The 17,464-nt window shown below is 64.7% G+C and carries 11 protein-coding genes and 1 pseudogene; 8 read left to right on the forward strand and 4 right to left on the reverse strand.

Translation table 11 applies throughout. From position 1 onward, the window contains the following. The first annotated feature begins 5 nt into the window (after nt 1-5). The 8 genes and pseudogenes from dut to trxA all read left to right on the forward strand — a co-directional run bounded on the left by dut (nt 6) and on the right by trxA (nt 13,304). Nucleotides 6-455: a dUTP diphosphatase gene (dut, locus tag V1278_RS02615; protein ID WP_442893786.1), complete on the forward strand. Its 450-nt coding sequence runs from the start codon at nt 6-8 to the stop codon at nt 453-455. Nucleotides 456-726: 271 nt separating this feature from the next. After that, nucleotides 727-3,246: a PAS domain-containing sensor histidine kinase gene (locus tag V1278_RS02620; protein WP_334379613.1), complete on the forward strand. Its 2,520-nt coding sequence runs from the start codon at nt 727-729 to the stop codon at nt 3,244-3,246. Beyond that, nucleotides 3,243-4,763, forward strand: a complete 1,521-nt coding sequence (tsaE, locus tag V1278_RS02625) for a tRNA (adenosine(37)-N6)-threonylcarbamoyltransferase complex ATPase subunit type 1 TsaE (protein WP_334379615.1) — start codon at nt 3,243-3,245, stop codon at nt 4,761-4,763. The genes V1278_RS02620 and tsaE overlap by 4 nt, the downstream gene beginning before the upstream one ends. Nucleotides 4,764-4,851: 88 nt before the next feature. Then, a complete protein-coding gene (locus V1278_RS02630) occupies nt 4,852-5,175 on the forward strand; it encodes a PilZ domain-containing protein (RefSeq protein WP_334365888.1) in 324 nt (107 codons plus the stop codon). Nucleotides 5,176-5,304: 129 nt separating this feature from the next. Further along, complete coding sequence (locus tag V1278_RS02635; RefSeq protein ID WP_334379616.1) at nt 5,305-6,027, forward strand: nucleotidyltransferase family protein; 723 nt, start codon at nt 5,305-5,307, stop codon at nt 6,025-6,027. Nucleotides 6,028-6,244: 217 nt separating this feature from the next. Next, nucleotides 6,245-9,391, forward strand: a complete 3,147-nt coding sequence (addB, locus tag V1278_RS02640; RefSeq protein WP_334379617.1) for a double-strand break repair protein AddB — start codon at nt 6,245-6,247, stop codon at nt 9,389-9,391. After that, nucleotides 9,385-12,911 (forward strand): annotated as a pseudogene (addA, locus tag V1278_RS02645) (double-strand break repair helicase AddA). Before addB ends, addA begins: the two are co-directional and overlap by 7 nt. 72 nt (nt 12,912-12,983) lie before the next feature. After that, nucleotides 12,984-13,304, forward strand: coding sequence for a thioredoxin (gene trxA / locus V1278_RS02650; RefSeq protein WP_016847387.1), 321 nt, complete (start codon nt 12,984-12,986; stop codon nt 13,302-13,304). An 83-nt stretch (nt 13,305-13,387) separates the two neighbouring features. Here the strand turns inward: trxA and V1278_RS02655 are convergent, their stop codons facing one another. The 4 genes from V1278_RS02655 to accD all read right to left on the reverse strand — a co-directional run bounded on the left by V1278_RS02655 (nt 13,388) and on the right by accD (nt 17,372). Further along, the gene (locus V1278_RS02655; protein ID WP_334379618.1) at nt 13,388-13,984 is read right to left on the reverse strand and encodes a class I SAM-dependent methyltransferase; all 597 of its coding nucleotides are present in this window, start codon (nt 13,982-13,984) and stop codon (nt 13,388-13,390) included. A 116-nt stretch (nt 13,985-14,100) separates the two neighbouring features. Then, the gene (locus tag V1278_RS02660) at nt 14,101-14,841 is read right to left on the reverse strand and encodes a metallophosphoesterase family protein (protein WP_334379619.1); all 741 of its coding nucleotides are present in this window, start codon (nt 14,839-14,841) and stop codon (nt 14,101-14,103) included. Nucleotides 14,842-15,093: 252 nt separating this feature from the next. Further along, nucleotides 15,094-16,434 carry a bifunctional folylpolyglutamate synthase/dihydrofolate synthase gene (locus V1278_RS02665; RefSeq protein ID WP_334379620.1) on the reverse strand — a complete coding sequence of 447 codons (1,341 nt, stop codon included), beginning with the start codon at nt 16,432-16,434 and terminating at the stop codon, nt 15,094-15,096. Further along, the gene (gene accD, locus V1278_RS02670; RefSeq protein ID WP_334379622.1) at nt 16,431-17,372 is read right to left on the reverse strand and encodes an acetyl-CoA carboxylase, carboxyltransferase subunit beta; all 942 of its coding nucleotides are present in this window, start codon (nt 17,370-17,372) and stop codon (nt 16,431-16,433) included. The genes V1278_RS02665 and accD overlap by 4 nt, the downstream gene beginning before the upstream one ends. Nucleotides 17,373-17,464 lie beyond the last annotated feature (92 nt).

A 17,464-nucleotide genomic window follows, 5' to 3' on the forward strand; every position in this document is an offset into this window, starting at 1 on the left:
GCGTGATGGTGAAGGTCGACGTCTGCCAACTGCCACATGGTGAGGGCCTCGCACTGCCGGCCTATCAGAGCGCCGATGCCGCCGGGCTCGACCTGCTCGCGGCGGTGCCGGCGGATACGCCGCTGATCCTCCCGCCCGGAAAATTCGCGATGGTGCCGACCGCGCTGACGATCGCGCTGCCTTCCGGATATGAGGCGCAGGTGCGGCCGCGCTCCGGGCTTGCCGCCAAACACGGCGTCACGGTGCTGAACTCGCCCGGCACGGTGGATGCGGATTACCGCGGCGAGATCAACGTGCTCCTGATTAACCACGGCAATACGCCCTTTCCAATCAAGCGCGGCGAGCGCATCGCGCAGATGGTGATCGCGCCTGTGGTGCAAGCGGAACTGGTTCCCGTCACTTCGCTGACGGCAACCGGCCGTGGCAGTGGCGGTTTTGGCTCGACCGGCCGCTGAATCCTTTCAATTTGAACGGTTCGGAACGACGCCGCCTTGATTTTTTCACAGGCAGTTTTGCGTTCACGGTCTGGACTCTTACCGGTCGACTTCCGAAGGGGATACTCTCGACCCGATTCGTGTAGAGCGCGACCAGCAAAAGTGGGGTCCGGTTTTGTGTCCGGGCGCGCTCAATCCTTAGTCGGCGCACAATCTCAACGCAAACCGCTCACATTTTGGCGGATTATGCGCTGGGGGTGGTGCCTGCAGTCATGCGTTCTTGGGGCAAATAATGTCGGGCGTAGTCGCTGCGATGCGTCGAACCCTGCTGTCGTGCACCTCGCTGGCGCGCCACGGCGTGATTGCGCTCGCCACCGCCTTCTCAGCGCTGCCGGAGCCCGCTTTGGCCGACGAATTGACCATCACGCAGGCGATTTCCGCCTTGTTCGCCCTCAATCACCAGGAGTTCGCGGCGCTGACCACGGCGCTATCGCTGCTCGGCTTTACCGTGGTGGCCGCAATCCTGCTAATGCGCACGCGCATTCGGGCCACCCGGACGGAACTCGACCTGCGCTCCGACATCGCCGATCTGCAGGTACAGGCCGACCGGCTGCGCGCGCTGTTGTTCGCCGAGCCGCAGATCCTGATCGCCTGGGCCGCGGGGGACAACCGGCCCCAGATCAGCGGCGACACTTCGCTTCTGATCTCGCAGGAAGCACTGTCGAATTCGCCGCAACGCATTCTCGCCTTTGGAACCTGGCTGCCGCCGGAACCGGCGCTGCGCATGGACCGTGCGGTCGACGCGCTGCGCGAGGCTGGCGAAGGTTTTCTGCTCAACCTCTCCACCTCGAGCGGCCGCGCCATCGAAGCGATGGGCCGTGCCATTGGGGGACAAGCCATTGTGCGGATTCGCGAACTCGGCGGCTTGCGCCGTGAACTCGCCGAATCCAATCTCCGCTACAGGACGCTTTTGGAGGAGACCGAGTTGTTGCGCAACTTCGCCGCCGCGGCGCCCTGGCCGATCTGGGCCAAGAGCGCCGAGGGCAATCTGCGTTACGCGAACGCGGCCTATGTGCGGGCCACCGAAGGCGCAAGCGTCGCGGACACGATCTACCGCAACCTCGAGCTCCTGGAGAACGACCAACGTTCCGAGATGGGCCGGGTGCTGAACGACAATTCCACCTACGCCGCGCGGCTGCCGATCGTGGTCGGCGGCGAGCGACGCATCTATGATGTTCAGGCGCTCAAGCTCGGCGGCGGCAGCGCCGGCATCGCCATCGACGCCAGCGAGGCGACCCAGTTGCGCGACGCCATGGAGCGGATGGCGGAAGCCCACCGCCGCACCCTCGACCAGTTGTCGTCGGGGGTTGCCGTATTCGACGGCCAGCGGCGGCTTGCCTTCTACAACGAATCCTACCGGCGGCTGTGGGGCCTCGATCAAGCCTTCCTCGATTCCAACCCCGACGATTCAAGCGTGCTCGACCGGCTGCGCGCGGCGCGCAAACTGCCCGAACAGCCCGATTTCCGCGCCTGGAAGGCCAAGCTCCACAACGCCTACCGCGCCGTCGAGCCGGAGAACTACACCTGGTTTCTGCCCGACGGCCGCGCCGTCAGCGTCGTCACCACGCCGAACCTCGAAGGCGGCGTCACCTATCTGTTCGACAATGTCACCGAGAGCCTCGATCTCGCACGCCGCTATGACCGGCTGACCCGGGTCCAGCATGAAACGCTCGACAATCTGGCTGAAGCGGTCGCCGTGTTCGGTAGCAACGGCCGTGTGGAACTGTTCAATCCCGCTTTCCTGAAAATGTGGAAGCTCTCGGCGGAATCGCTCAAAGAGCAGCCCCACATCGAGACCGTGGAAGCGTGGTGCAAGCCGCTGTTCGACGACGCGCTGACCTGGCGGGCGCTGCGCGAGGCGATCACCGCGATCGAGAACCGGGCGCAGGTGGCGCTGAAACTCGAACGCAAGGACGGCAGCGTGCTGGATTGCATGACCATGCCGCTACCCGACGGCGCGACGCTTTTGACGTTCCAGGACATCACCGACACCGAAAATGTCGAGCGCGCGCTGCGCGAGCGCAACGAGGCGCTGGAAGCTGCCGACCAGATGAAGGTGGATTTCGTCCACCACGTGTCTTACGAGCTGCGCGCACCGCTGACCACCATCATCGGCTTTGCACATTTCCTTAGCGATCCCTCGACCGGCCCGCTGACGCCTAAGCAGGCCGAGTATCTCGACTACGTTACCAAGTCGACCAACGCGCTGCTCGCTCTCACCAACAACATCCTCGATCTCGCCACCATTGATGCCGGCGCCATGAAGCTCGAGCTCGGCCCGGTCAATATCGAAAAAGCCATTCAGGCCGCCGCCGAAGGCATCCAGGACCGGCTGGCGACCGACCGCATCGAGCTCAAGGTCGATATCGATCCTGAGATCGGCAACTTCACCGGCGACGAGCGGCGCGTGGTGCAAGTGCTCTATAACCTGCTTGCCAACGCCGTCGGGTTCTCGCCGCACGATGCCGCGGTCACGATCAGCGCGCGGCGAACCGAGCACCGCGTGATCTTCACCGTCTCCGATTCCGGCCCCGGCATTCCCGCCGAGGTGAAAGACAAGGTATTCGACTGGTTCGAGAGCCACTCCCACGGCTCGCGCCACCGCGGCGCCGGCCTCGGCCTGTCGCTGGTACGCTCGTTCGTCGAACTGCATGGCGGCAAGGTGCGCGTCGACTCAGTCGTCGGCAGAGGCACGACCGTCACCTGCGATTTCCCGATCGACCAGAACGCCCACCGTAACGCTGCCGAATGACCGCGCCCGCGACATTTACGGTGGCGTTGGCGAACGAGGCGGCAACGGCGCATCTGATGGCCGACCTCGCGCTGCTGGTCGGCCCCGGCGACGTCATTACGCTGTCGGGCGATCTCGGCGCGGGAAAGACCGCGGCGGCGCGCGCCATGATCCGTTATCTCGCCGACGATCCCGCGCTCGAAGTGCCGAGCCCGACTTTCACGCTGGCGCAGAGCTACGAGCTGCCATTTCCGATTGTCCACGCCGATCTCTACCGCATCAACGATTCGAGCGAGCTGGAGGAAATCGGCTTGTCGCCACTGCCGGAGGACACGCTGGCGCTGATCGAGTGGCCGGAGCGCGCACCCGACGCACTGCCCGAAGATCGCATTGACATCGCCTTCAGCCATCGTCCCGCGCTCGGATCGAGCGCACGGGCCGCCGAAATCACCGGCTATGGCAAGGCAGCGGCGCAGGTGGCGCGACTAAGCAGCTTGCGCAAATTTCTCGCTGAGGCAGGCTTTCTGGATGCAGCGCGCGAGCGCATGCCCGGCGACGCCTCGACGCGCTCCTATGCGCGTCTGATCGGCGACGATGGCACATCCATCCTGATGAATTCGCCGCGCCGTCCGGATGGACCGGCGATCTATGGCGGAAAATCCTACAGCGCGGCCGTTCATCTCGCCGAGGATGTCAAGCCGTTCGTCGCCATCGACAATGGCCTGCGTGCACACGGCTTCTCGGCGCCCGCGATCCGCCACGCCGATCTCGATTCCGGTTTTCTGATCACCGAGGATTTCGGCAGCGCCGGCATCGTCGAAGGCGATCCGCCGCGGCCGGTCGCCGAGCGCTATGAGGCGGCAACCGACATGCTCGCGGCGTTACACCGCGAAACCCTGCCCGAAACGGCGCCGCTTGGGCAGCAGGGCTCTTACGAAATTCCGGTCTACGATATCGATGCATGGCTGGTGGAGATCGGGCTGATGCTCGAATGGTATCTGCCGGTTCGCGGCGCTGAAGTCAGTCCGCAACAACGCGACGAATTCATCGCGATGTGGCGAACGCTACTCGAAAAGCCGGCGGCTGCTCCGCGAACCTGGGTGCTGCGTGATTTTCATTCGCCCAACATCATCTGGCTCGACGATCGCACCGGGATTTTACGTGTCGGCATCATCGACTTCCAGGACGCCGCATTGGGCCCTGCCGCCTACGATCTGGTTTCCCTGCTGCAGGACGCGCGGATCGACGTCCCCGAACCACTCGAGTTGTCGCTTTTGACCCGCTACATCAAGGCGCGCCGCGCGGCAGATGGCCAATTCGATCCGGCCAGCTTTGCCGAGCTCTACGCCATCATGTCGGCGCAGCGTAATACGCGCCTGCTCGGTACCTTCGCCCGGCTCAACGGGCGCGACGGCAAGCCGCAATATCTGCGCCACCAGCCCCGGATCTGGACCTACCTGAACCGCTCGCTGGCGCACCCCGCGCTGGCGGCGTTTCGCGAATGGTATGCCGCCAACGTGCCGCCGCCGCTGTCCTGATTTACCTCCTGTTAGCCACCCCGCATTTAATCTGGAACCGGCGCGCTGCGCAGGCGTGGCCAGCATCTTTTGAAACGGAAGGACGGCCATGGCGGCGGCGGAACGGCGCAAGGGAGATCGAGTCGTGTTCGAGCGCGGCTTTGCGGCGCACATGATGGGAATCGACGGCACCTGGCGGCGTGATTGCGTGATGGAAGACGTCTCCGAGACCGGCGCCAAGCTGACGGTCGAAGGCTCGGTCGAGGGCCTGCATCTGAAGGAATTCTTCCTGCTGCTGTCGTCGACGGGATTGGCCTATCGGCGCTGCGAGCTGGCCTGGGTCAATGGCGACCAGATCGGCGTCAATTTCCTGAAGCAGGGCGACAAGAAAAAGAAAATGGCCAAGCGCGGGGCCGAGGACGCTGACGCCTGAAGTTGGCAAGCGCCGGCGCCGTCGTACGGCCGTCATGTGCGCCCACTAAGGCCTCATGGTTGGCTGGGTTCATGCGAAGCGCCGTGGTATGATCCGCGGCGCAATTTGATGGTTCGAGAAACTCCAAAAATGTCCGTTACGCCTACCAAAGCCATGGTCCTTGCCGCCGGTCTCGGTTTGCGCATGCGCCCACTGACCGACCATATGCCGAAGCCGCTGGTGAGTGTGGCCGGCCAGCCGTTGCTTGATCACGTGCTCGACAAGCTAGCCGGCGCCGACGTCGGCGAGGCCGTGGTCAACGTGCATTACCTGCCGGACCAGATCATCCAGCACACGGCGAACCGTAGCCGGCCCCGCATCATCATTTCCGACGAACGCGACCAGGTGCTCGGCACCGGTGGCGCGGTGGTGAAGGCGCTGCCGCTGCTCGGCAAGGAGCCGTTCTTCCATGTCAACGCCGATACGATGTGGATCGACGGCGTGCGGCCCAATCTGACGCGGCTTGCCGAAACCTTCGATCCCGATCGCATGGACATCCTGCTCTTGATGGCGCCGACCACGAGCAGCATCGGCTATGCCGGCCGTGGCGACTACGCCATGCTGCCGGATGGCGCGCTGCGCAAGCGGCGCGAACACCAGGTGGTGCCGTTCGTCTATGCGGGGGCCGCGATCATGTCGCCCGCGCTGTTTGCCGACGCACCCATCGGCGAGTTCTCGCTGACCAAGATGTTCGACCGCGCCAACGAGCAGGAGCGGCTGTTTGGCCTGAGGCTCGACGGCGTCTGGATGCACGTCGGAACCCCCGACGCAGTGCAAGCGGCGGAAGAGGCGTTTCTGGAGAGCGTGGCGTAGCTATCGCCCACAGATTCGTGGGGTGGGCGCAGCGTGCCCACCCTACGCGCTCTTCGGCGGTCCGCCCGCAGGGCTCAGACAAAAACCGCGAAAACAACCCCATGCAAAGTAGAATGGCGACTGCTTTGGCAGTGAGTAGCGGGGACGCCGGCCTCACCCGCATGACCTCTCCCTCCTCGCTCCCTATATTGGCGTCTGACCTCGAATCAGGAAGCCCATGCGCGTTTTCAGCGTTCCCGTCTCCGCACCGTTCCTGCGCACCGTCATCGCGGCGCTGGTCGACGGCCGGCTGGTCGAGGGATTCGAGGCGCGAAAGGATCCGCTGAATCTCGCAACGGCGACGCTCTATCTGCCGACCCGGCGCGCCGGGCGGCTGGCGCGGGAGATATTTCTTGATGAGCTGAAGACCGATGCTGCGATCCTGCCGCGCATCGTAGCGCTCGGCGACATCGACGAGGACGAGCTGGCGTTTGCGGAAGGTTCCGAACAATTCAGCGGCGTCGCGCCGCTCGACGTTCCGCCAAAACTTGGCGAACTGGAGCGCCGCCTGACGCTGGCGCATCTGGTTGCGGCATGGGCAAAAAGCCCGGTGTCGGCGCCGCTCGTGGTCGGCGGCCCGGCCTCGACGCTGGCGCTAGCCGGCGATCTGGCGCGGTTGATGGACGACATGGTGACGCGCGGCGTCGCCTGGGAGGCACTCGACAAATTGGTACCCGACCAGTTCGACAAATATTGGCAGCACTCGCTGGAATTCCTGCGCATCGCGCGCAAGGCATGGCCGGAACACTTAAAGGAAATCGGCCGCATCGAACCTGCGGAACGGCGCGACCGCCTGATTGAGGCGGAAGCCGCGCGCCTGACCGCACATCATGAGGGACCGGTGGTGGCGGCAGGTTCGACCGGCTCAATGCCGGCAACCGCGAAGTTCCTCACTGCCGTAGCCCATCTGAAGCAGGGCGCGGTGGTGCTGCCGGGGCTCGACACTGATCTCGACGAGGAAGCCTGGCAGACGATTGGCGGCGTCAGGGACGCGCACGGCAAATTCACCACGCAGCCCTCCTCGAACCACCCGCAATTCGCGATGCATGGATTGCTGGATCGCTTTGGCTTCAAGCGAAGCGACGTCGAAATTCTCGGCACGCCGGCACAGCAGGGCCGGGAAGTACTGGTATCGGAGACGATGCGCCCGTCGACGGCGACCGAGCAATGGCACGACCGACTGGCGCAGCCGGATGTTGCCGCGAAGATCGCTGCCGGCATGGCAAATCTCGCCGTCGTCGAAGCGCCCAATTCGGAGATGGAAGCGCTGGCGATTGCGGTGGCGATGCGCGAGGCGCGGCACCTCGGTAAATCCGCCGCGCTGGTGACGCCGGATCGCGCGCTGGCACGGCGGGTGATGGCGGCGCTGAGGCGCTGGAATCTCGAATTTGATGATTCCGGTGGCGACGCGCTGATGGACACGCCATGCGGCATTTTTGCCCGCCTCGCCGCAGAAGCCGCCGCCCAGGGGCTGGAGCCCCCGACGCTGCTCGCGCTACTGAAACATCCGCTGTTTCGGCTTGGTGGTGCATTCGGCGCGTTCAAGCACGCCATCGAGACCCTCGAACTGGCGCTGCTGCGCGGCACCCGGCCGCAGGCAGGAACGGCCGGCCTGGCGCGCGACTTCGATCGCGTCCGCGTCGAGCTCGGAAAACTCCGGCGCAAGGAAGCTTCCTCGCTTCACGCCTCGGAGCCACGCGCGAAACTAAGGGATGACGAACTCGATCAGGCCCAGGCGCTGATCGCGGCGTTGCAGAAGGCGCTATCGCCGCTGGAAATCATGGGCTCATCAAAGCCGTACGATTTCGCCGAACTGGCGCTGCGCCATCGTGAAACGCTGATCGCGCTGTCCTCGGATCAAAACGGAATTGCGATCGTCTTCGAGGAGGCGCAGGGCTCGGCATTGTCAGCGGCGTTCGACGACCTGCTGGCCGAGCAAAAGCCGAGCGGCCTGATGGTTCAGCTCGGCGATTACCCCGATGTGTTCCAGACTGCCTATGCCGACCGCATGGTGCGGCGTCCGGAATCCGCCGACGCGCAGCTCCAGATCTACGGCCAGCTCGAAGCGCGGCTGACCGAATCCGACCGCGTCATCCTTGGCGGGCTGGTCGAAGGCGTGTGGCCGCCGGCGCCGCGAGTCGATCCATGGCTCAGCCGGCCGATGCGCCATGAACTCGGTCTCGACCTGCCGGAGCGGCGCATCGGCCTCTCAGCCCACGACTTCGCGCAATTGCTGGGCACGCCAGATGTGATTCTCACCCATGCGGCGAAAGTCGGCGGCGCGCCGGCGGTCGCCTCGCGCTTCCTGCACCGCCTGGAGGCGGTGGCCGGTGAACCGCGCTGGGAGGAAGCCAAACGTGCCGGAGAAAACTACGTCCGCTTCGCCGCCGAACTGGATCAGCCCGACGAGGTCAAGCCGATCGAGCAGCCCGCGCCGAAGCCACCGGTCGAGACGCGGCCACTCAAGCTGTCGGTCACGGCGATCGAGGACTGGCTGCGCGATCCCTATACGATCTACGCAAAGCATATTTTGCGCCTCGATCCGCTCGATCCCGTCGACATGCCATTGTCGGCGGCCGACCGCGGCTCGGCGATCCATGACGCGCTCGGCGAATTCACGCAAGAATTCGCCGACGTCCTTCCGCCAGAGCCCGCGCAGGCGCTGCGCGGCATCGGCGAGAAATATTTCGCCCCGCTGATGGAGCGGCCGGAGGCACGCGCCCTGTGGTGGCCGCGGTTTCAGCGCATCGCCGCCTGGTTTGCGGAATGGGAAAAGGCGCGGCGCGACGACATCGAGAAGATTGCCGCCGAGATCAAGGGCGAGATCAAGATTCCGCTCGATAGCGAGCGCATCTTCACGCTGTCCGCGCGCGCCGACCGGATCGAGCAGCGCCATGACGGCAGCTTTGCGATCCTCGATTATAAGACCGGACAGCCGCCGACCGGCAAGCAGGTGCGGATGGGCCTGTCGCCGCAACTGACGCTGGAGGCCGCAATCCTGCGCGAGGGCGGGTTTGAGAATATCCACGCCGGCTCATCCGTCGGCGAACTCGTCTATGTCAGGCTCAGCGGCAACAATCCGCCCGGCGAGCAGCGCTCGCTGGAACTGAAAATCAGGAACAACGATACGCCGCAGCGGCCGGACGAAGCGGCCGACTACGCGCGCGAACAGCTCGAGGCGCTGATCCGCAAATTCGAGAACGTGGAGACCGCCTATACCTCTCTGAACCTGTCGATGTGGTCGAACCGCTACGGCGCCTATGACGACCTCGCCCGGATCAAGGAATGGTCGGCGGCCGGCGGGCTGGGGATCGAGGAATGGTGAAGGCCCGGCGCATCATCCCCGACGCCGTTCGTGCGACGCAAGCGCGCGCGTCCGATCCGGCCGCGTCCGCCTTCGTTTCGGCAAACGCCGGCTCGGGGAAGACGCATGTGCTGGTGCAGCGGGTGATCCGGCTCTTGCTCGACGGTGTGGCGCCGGAGAAAATTCTCTGCATCACCTTCACCAAGGCCGCCGCCGCCAACATGGCGGAGCGCGTGTTCACCACGCTGGGCCATTGGGTGACGCTCGACGACGACGCGCTGGATGCGGCGATCCGCGAGGCCGGCATTCCCCATCCCAGCGCACGCCTGCGCAAATCGGCGCGCAAACTGTTCGCCTGCGCGCTGGAGACGCCGGGCGGGCTGAAGGTGCAGACCATCCACGCGCTATGCACGCGGCTGCTGCAGCAGTTTCCGTTCGAGGCCAATGTGCCGGCGCGGTTCGCCGTGCTCGACGAGCGCGACCAGAATGAGATGATGGAGCGCGCCAATCTCGCCGTCTTCCTCGAGGCGTCGCGCAACCCTGACAGCGCGACCGGGCGCGCGCTGATGACGGCGATGGCGAGCGCTGCCGATGTCACCTTCAAGGACGTCGTGCGCGAGGCCTGTCTCAGCCGCGATCATTTCATGGCCTGGACGGATGCCGCCGGCAACGCGCAGGCAGCCGCAGCGCAGATTTCAGCAGCACTCGGCGTCGGTCCCGATGATCGCATTGAAGACGTCGAGCGTGAGATCGTTGAAGGACCCAACCTGCCGCGATCGCAATGGCAGGAAGTCGCCCTGGTTCTGGATACTAGCAGTAAAGCCGACCAGAAACAGGCCGATCGGCTTCGAGAGGCGCTGGCATTTACCGGGGCTGCCCAAGTTGACGCGTATCTCGGATTATTTCTCACAGATGAACGCACGCCAAGAGCAACGGTCGTCACCAACAGCTTTGTCAAAAAGAATCCTGCGGTTGGTCGATTGTTCGATTCGGAAGTCAGCCGCGTGCTTCCCCTGATCGAACGTCGCCGCGCATTGGTGGCACGCGACCGTACTGAGGCGCTGCTATATATCGCAACCGCTGCAGCGGCGAACTATCGCCGCGAGAAGCAGGAGCGCGGCCTGCTCGACTATGACGACCTGATCGACAAGACGCTGGAAATGCTCGACCGCGTCTCCTCGGGCTGGGTGCATTACAAGCTCGATCGCGGCGTCGACCATGTGCTGATTGACGAGGCACAGGACACCAGCCCGCGGCAATGGGACATCGTCGCGCACATCATCTCCGAATTCACTTCGGGTGCCGGCGCGCGCGACGGCGTGGTGCGAACGGTGTTCGCGGTCGGCGACGAGAAACAGTCGATCTTTTCGTTCCAGGGCGCCGCCCCGCGCGAATTCGACCTGCGCCGCCGGGCGTTGCAGAGGAAGTTCGAGGGCGCCGGACTGAAGTTCGATCCGGTTTCCTTTACCTATTCGTTCCGCTCCGGGCCCGAGATCCTTCACGCGGTCGATCAGGTGTTTCGCGAGCAGGATATCTACCGCAGCATTCACGCGGTCGATATCGGCAATCCGATCCATCACGCGCTGGCCGATGCAGGTCCCGGCCAGATCGATCTCTGGGAGCTGGCGGAAGCCGATGATCGGCAGGATATCGAAGGCTGGCGCGCGCCGTTCGACGGCGTCTCCGCGACCAGCCCCGAAGTGAAGCTGGCCCGGCGCATCCAGGCGGAGATCAAGGCGCTGGTCGGCAGCGGTGCGATGACCGGCAGCAAGAACGACCGCCGTCCGCTGCGCTATGGCGACATGCTGGTCTTGGTGCGCCGGCGCGGCAACGCGTTTGACGCCGTGATCCAGGCGCTGAAGCACGCCGGTATCCCGGTCGCCGGCGCCGACCGCCTCAAGCTGACCGAGCACATCGCGATCATCGACCTGATGAACCTGGCCGACGCGCTGTTGCTGCCGCAGGACGATCTGGCGCTGGCAGTGGCGCTGAAGAGCCCGCTGTTCGGGCTCGACGATGACGACCTGTTCAAGATCGCCTGGCAGCGCAAGGGATCGTTGCGCACCGCATTGGCCGCGCGCGCCGCGGCTGATGGCCGGCTGAGGGATGCACTGTGGCGGCTCGAACAGTGCGAGCGCCGCTTTGCCAGCGAAACGCCGTTTGCGTTCTATGCCTGGCTGCTCGGCGGCGATGGCGGCCGCGCACGAATCCTGCGGCGGCTTGGGCACGAGGCGAACGACGCGCTGGATGAGTTTCTGGAGCTGGCGCTGAGCCATGAACGCAAGGCGCCGGCCTCGCTGCAGGGTTTCATGGCCTGGTTGCGCACCGCCGATCTCGAAGTGAAGCGCGACATGGAGATCTCGCGCGACGAGGTTCGCGTCATGACCGTGCACGGCGCCAAGGGCCTGGAAGCGTCCGTCGTGTTCCTGGTGGACACCACGACGTCTCCCTCGGATACGCAGCGGCTGAAGCTCATCAACCTGCCGCTGGGCAATGCCGATCCGCATGCGCCGGGTGTGGTGGTGTGGGCCGGCCGCAAGGCGGAGGACCCCCCGGCTGTCGCCGCCGCCCGCGCCGCGATGATCGACGATACCGAGGATGAATACCGCCGCCTGCTCTATGTCGCGATGACGCGTGCAGCGGACCGCCTGATCGTCGGCGGCTGCTTGCCCGGCAATATGAAGAGCGTCCGGCCGCTGTCGTGGTACGATCTGATCGCCAAGGGGCTCGACGGCTCCGCCTTGCAGCTTCAGGAGATCGAGACCGCCATCGGCCGGGTAAAGCGTTATACGCGGCCCGAGGAGTCCGCACCCTCGGCCGCTCCGCCTGCCGCGTCGTCCCCGGCGGCGCCGATCGTGCTGCCCACCTGGCTACTGACGCCGGCGCAGCCCGAGATTTCCCCGGAAAGTCTGTTGCGGCCTTCGGACCCCGCTGACAGCGACAGCCGCCCGGTACGTACGGCGGAGTCGCTCACGAAGCGCGCCCGCGCTCTGCAGCGCGGCACATTGGTGCACCGGCTTCTGCAGTCGCTGCCCGATGTCGCCGCCGAGCGCCGCCGCGAGGCCGCGCTGACCTATCTGGCCCGCAATGCCGATGGCTGGACCGAGGAGGAGCGGCAGGTGCTGGCCGAAAGCACGCTCGCCTTGATCGCCGATGCGCGGTTTGCGCACGCTTTCGCCCCCGGAAGCCGCGCCGAAGTCTCGATCGTCGGGCGGCTGGAGCGGCCGGGCGGCCGGCCGGTGCTGGTATCCGGGCAGATCGACCGCCTCGTGGTGACCGAGCGCGAGATCCTGATTGTCGATTTCAAGACCAACCACGCCCCGCCGGGCCGGCCCGAGGAAACGCCGAGGGGCTATGTCCGCCAGCTCGCGCTGTACCGGGCGGTGCTCGGCAAGCTCTATCCCCAACGCCCGGTGCGGGCGGCGCTGCTTTGGACCGAAACCTCTGAATTGATGGAGATTTCCGCTTCCGCGCTGGAGGCCGAGCTGGCATCCATCATCTCGGCGTGACCGCGCTTGACCCAGCAGGGTCGCGTTCATAGGTTTGCCACTATCATCCCCGGGCGCGATTCTTGACCGCGCCCCTTAATTTCTAACCGAACGAGGTAATTCCGATGGCCGTTGGCAAGGTTTCTGACGCCGATTTCGAAGCCGAAGTGCTCAAGGCGACCGGGCCGGTGGTCGTCGATTTCTGGGCCGAATGGTGCGGCCCCTGCCGCATGATCGCGCCCGCGCTCGACGAGATTTCCGGCGCCATGGGCGACAAGGTCAAGATCGTGAAGCTGAACGTCGACGAGAGCCCGAAGACGGCCTCCAAATACGGCGTGATGTCAATCCCGACCCTGATGATCTTCAAGGGCGGCGAGATGGCCTCCCGCCAGGTCGGCGCCGCGCCGAAGGCGAAGCTGCAGCAGTGGATCACTGCGGCGGTTTGATCGACCCCTTAATAACTTTTCCGAGGACGGCCGGCGAATAGCCGGCCGTTTGCGTTGCGAGAACATAAGCCGGCAGCGGGTAATTACCTGGATGAATTTTGACCGTCTCCGACGCGGCAAACCACCGTGACATGATCCCACCAGGAATTGACGCTCACTCTGCTGTCCCGCACCTCGAAGCCCGCGTCCATCAGTTCGCGTTCAATATCCGTCAGCGGCTTCAGCGTTCGGTACGGACGGCCGTTCTGCAATTGCTGAAAGTTTGCCGCGTCGAAGCGCGCCTTGGCCTCGTCGGATTTCGGCAAGCCGCACATGGTGCTGACGACGAAGACGCCATCGGGTCGAAGAATTCGATGAACTTCCTGAAGGCACCGGGTTCGATCGCATCCGATCAGACAATGCAGGCAACTGCCGTCCATCACGACATCGAACGACGCGTCGGGAATGAACGGCATCTCGCAAACATTGCCTTCCCGGAAAGCGCCGGAAAGCCCGCGTTCGGCGAATTGCTCTTTTGCCCAGACGATCGCCGTTTCCGAAATGTCGACGCCGTGCACCTCGTAGCCCTTTCCGGCCATCAGCAGTGACCACGACATGCCGTTGCCGCAGCCTAGCTCGAGAATTCTCGCCGGCGGCGAGGGCAGGAATTCCCGCTCGAGCCGATCGAGGGTATCGGTCATGCGCGCAAGATTCCGCTCTTGCGCACTTCCTGACCACCCCCGGTGACCGGCTATCTTCAGGCGGCGGTATTCCGCGTCGTAGTCATGCATCGGCTGCACCGGTGCCGGTTTTGGAGCTATCTGATCCATCCTGTCGCTAGCGCGCTGGCGAGCCCGGCCTGACCGTTCCGTTGCGCGAGCGCGGCCATCGTCTCGTGATCATATGGCACATGCCGGAACGCGACGCGCCAGGCACCGTCAGCAAGTTCGAGGATCGCATAACGCGCATCCGGCGTGCCGGCTTCGACGACATGCGGAAAGGGATGCACGTCGCGATAGCCGGGCGAGCCGACGCTGCCGGGGTTGACGATCAATCGGCCATCGCGAAGCCTGACCGCGCGGGCAAGATGGGTGTGCGCGCAGAGGATCAGGGACTGCGTGACGCCCCGCGCGCGCTCCTCGATTTCATCCAGCGATGACATTCGCACTGTGCCGTCGGGCAACACCGTTTCCAGCCAGTAGACCTCGTCATGCTCGGGCGTTGCATGGCAGAGGAAGACCCGATCGCGAAACACGGCCGTCTTCGGCACCGCGCGCAGCCAATCGAGATGGCGCTCTTCGAGTTGCGCGTGCGCCGGCCGGTCCCATGATCCCATCTTCTCCGGCGGCCGGTCGATCAGATAGCGATCATGATTGCCTAGTACGTGAACGGCGTCGAGCGCCATCAGCGCATCCATGGTGCGTCGCGCGTCGAGCGGTCCGCTCGCCATGTCGCCGAGATTGACGATTTCGCCAATGCCCAGCGCGCGGATGTCGGCCAGCACGGCTTCCAGCGCGAGATAATTTCCGTGCACGTCGGCAATGGCGGCAAAACGCATGGGGCTTCCAGCTTTGATGATTGTCGTGCGGCCCTGCAAGAACGATGCTGCGCCATCTACCTCATTTGGGTGAAGCCACCCTGCAACATTATCCTTACTTCCTATTGCGGAACGAAGGTTCCGACTCGCAGCTCTCAGGCGTCTTGGCTAGTCTTGGCAAAGACCGGGGCTGGCTAGTTTCATTAAGCAATCGATATTTTTTCCCGGGCGGCCGCTGGAAGCGATTCCAGCGGTCATTTAATTTTGGGAATACTATGCCGGCGGCGTGCCGTTGATGGCAAGCACATGGCCGACGAGATAGAGCGAGCCGGCGACCAGAATCCGCGGCGGCACTTCGTAGGCGAGACGCGAGAGCGCGTGCAGCGCCGTTTCGACGCTTGCAGCATTTTCCACGCGCATGCCGAGCGCGCGCGCCGCATCCGCCAGCCGGTCCGGCGGCATCGCATTGTCGCGCCCGGGAATCGGCACCGCCACGATGTGCCGCGTCAGTCCTGCGAAATTGGCGAGAAACGCGCCGGCATCCTTGTTCGCCATCATGCCCGCGATCACCACCAGGGGCCGCGACACCCGCTCTTCGAGATCGCCTAGCGCGGCCGCAGCGACGCGGCCGCCTTCCGCATTGTGTCCGCCATCGAGCCAGATCTCGCAGCCCTTCGGCCCCTGATCGACCAGTGCGCCCGAGACCAGCCGCTGCATCCGCGCCGGCCATTCTGCGCCTACGATGCCGGTCTCGAACGCCGCCATTCCGATCCTGAACGCCTCGATCGCACGCAGCGTGGCGATGGCAAGGCCGGCATTGTCGAATTGATGCCGCCCGAACAGCTTTGGCGCCGCAAGATCCATCAGGCCGCGCTCGTCCTGATAGACCAGCCGCCCGCGCTCGACGCCGACATGCCATTGCTGCCCGGCAGCATGCAACGGCGCGCGCATGCGGTCGGCCTGCGCCTCGATCACCGCCATCGCCTCCGGCGCCTGCTCGGCGCAGATCACCGGTGCACCGCGCTTGATGATGGCGGCCTTCTCGCCGGCGATCGCGGTCAGCGTGTTACCGAGAAATTCCGTATGGTCCATACTGACTGGCGCGATCACGGTCGCGATCGGCCGGTCGATGACGTTGGTGGCGTCGAGTCTTCCGCCGAGCCCGGTTTCCAGCAGCACGACATCGGCGTCATGCTCCGCGAACAGGCAGAACGCCGCCACGGTCTCCATCTCGAAAATCGTGATCGGATCGCCCGCGTTGACCTGCTCGCAATACTCCAGCACCCGGCGCAGTTCAGCATCATCAGCCAGCCGGCCGCCGCCCTTCTCGCCCAGGCGGAAGCATTCGTTGATCCTGACCAGATAGGGCGAGGTGTAGACGTGCACGCGCAGGCCTGCAGCCTCCAGGATCGCGCGCAGATAAGCGATGGTGGAGCCCTTGCCATTGGTGCCGGCGACATGGATCACCGACGGCAACGACCGCTCCGGATGATCGAGCCGCGCCAGCACGCGGTGCATCCGATCAAGGTTGAGATCGATGCGCTTCGGATGCAAGGCAGACAGCCGCGCGATCAACTCACCGAGCGGCTGGGATCTGGCGGTAGGCAGGCTCACGCGTGGGGCGCAGCCGGCACCGCTTCCGGGGCCGAGACGATCTGGGCCGGGTCTATGACCTGCGGCAAAGGCTTTGAGGCGACGTCAAGCGGCGGCGATTTGGTCAGGAGCCGACACAGCCGCGCCAGCGTCGAACGCATCTCGTGGCGATGCACGACCATGTCGATCATGCCGTGGTCGAGCAGATATTCGGCGCGCTGGAACCCTTCCGGCAATTTTTCACGGATGGTCTGCTCGATCACGCGCGCGCCGGCAAAACCGATCAGCGCGCCGGGTTCGGCGATCTGCACGTCGCCCAGCATGGCGTAGGATGCGGTCACGCCGCCGGTGGTCGGATTGGTCAGCACCACGATGTAGGGCAGCTTCGCTTCCCGCAGCATCTGTACGCCGACGGTGGTGCGCGGCATCTGCATCAGCGACAGGATGCCTTCCTGCATGCGTGCACCGCCGGAAGCCGCGAACACGATGAACGGCGACTTCTTTTCCACCGCCAGTTCGAGCCCGCGCACGATCGCCTCGCCTGCGGCCATGCCGAGCGAGCCGCCCATGAAATCGAAATCCTGCACCGCGATGACGACGCCGGCGCCTTCGAGCTTGCCGTAGCCGACCTTGATGGCGTCGTTCAGCCCGGTCTTGGCGCGGGCGTCCTTGATGCGGTCGGCGTATTTGCGTTCATCGCGGAACTTCAGCGGATCGGCTGTCACTTCAGGCAGCGCGATGTCGTACCAGGTCTCGTTGTCGAAGATCGACTTCAGCCGCGCCACCGCGCCCATGCGCATGTGGTAGTTCGAGCCGGGAATGACGAACTGGTTGGCCTCGACGTCCTTGTAAAACACGAGCTGCCCGGAATCCGGGCACTTGATCCACAGGTTCTCCGGCGTCTCGCGGCGCAGGATGCTGCGGATTTTCGGCCGTACGACATTGGTGAGCCAATTCATGGTTCGCTCCGAATGCGGTTGAACGCATTGACTGGAATATATGGCGGCCCGGCTTGAACCCGGCAAGCCGCCACCTACTAGTTTGGGCATGA

The sequence above is a fragment of the Bradyrhizobium sp. AZCC 1577 genome (genome assembly GCF_036924575.1).
Lineage (GTDB): Bacteria > Pseudomonadota > Alphaproteobacteria > Rhizobiales > Xanthobacteraceae > Bradyrhizobium.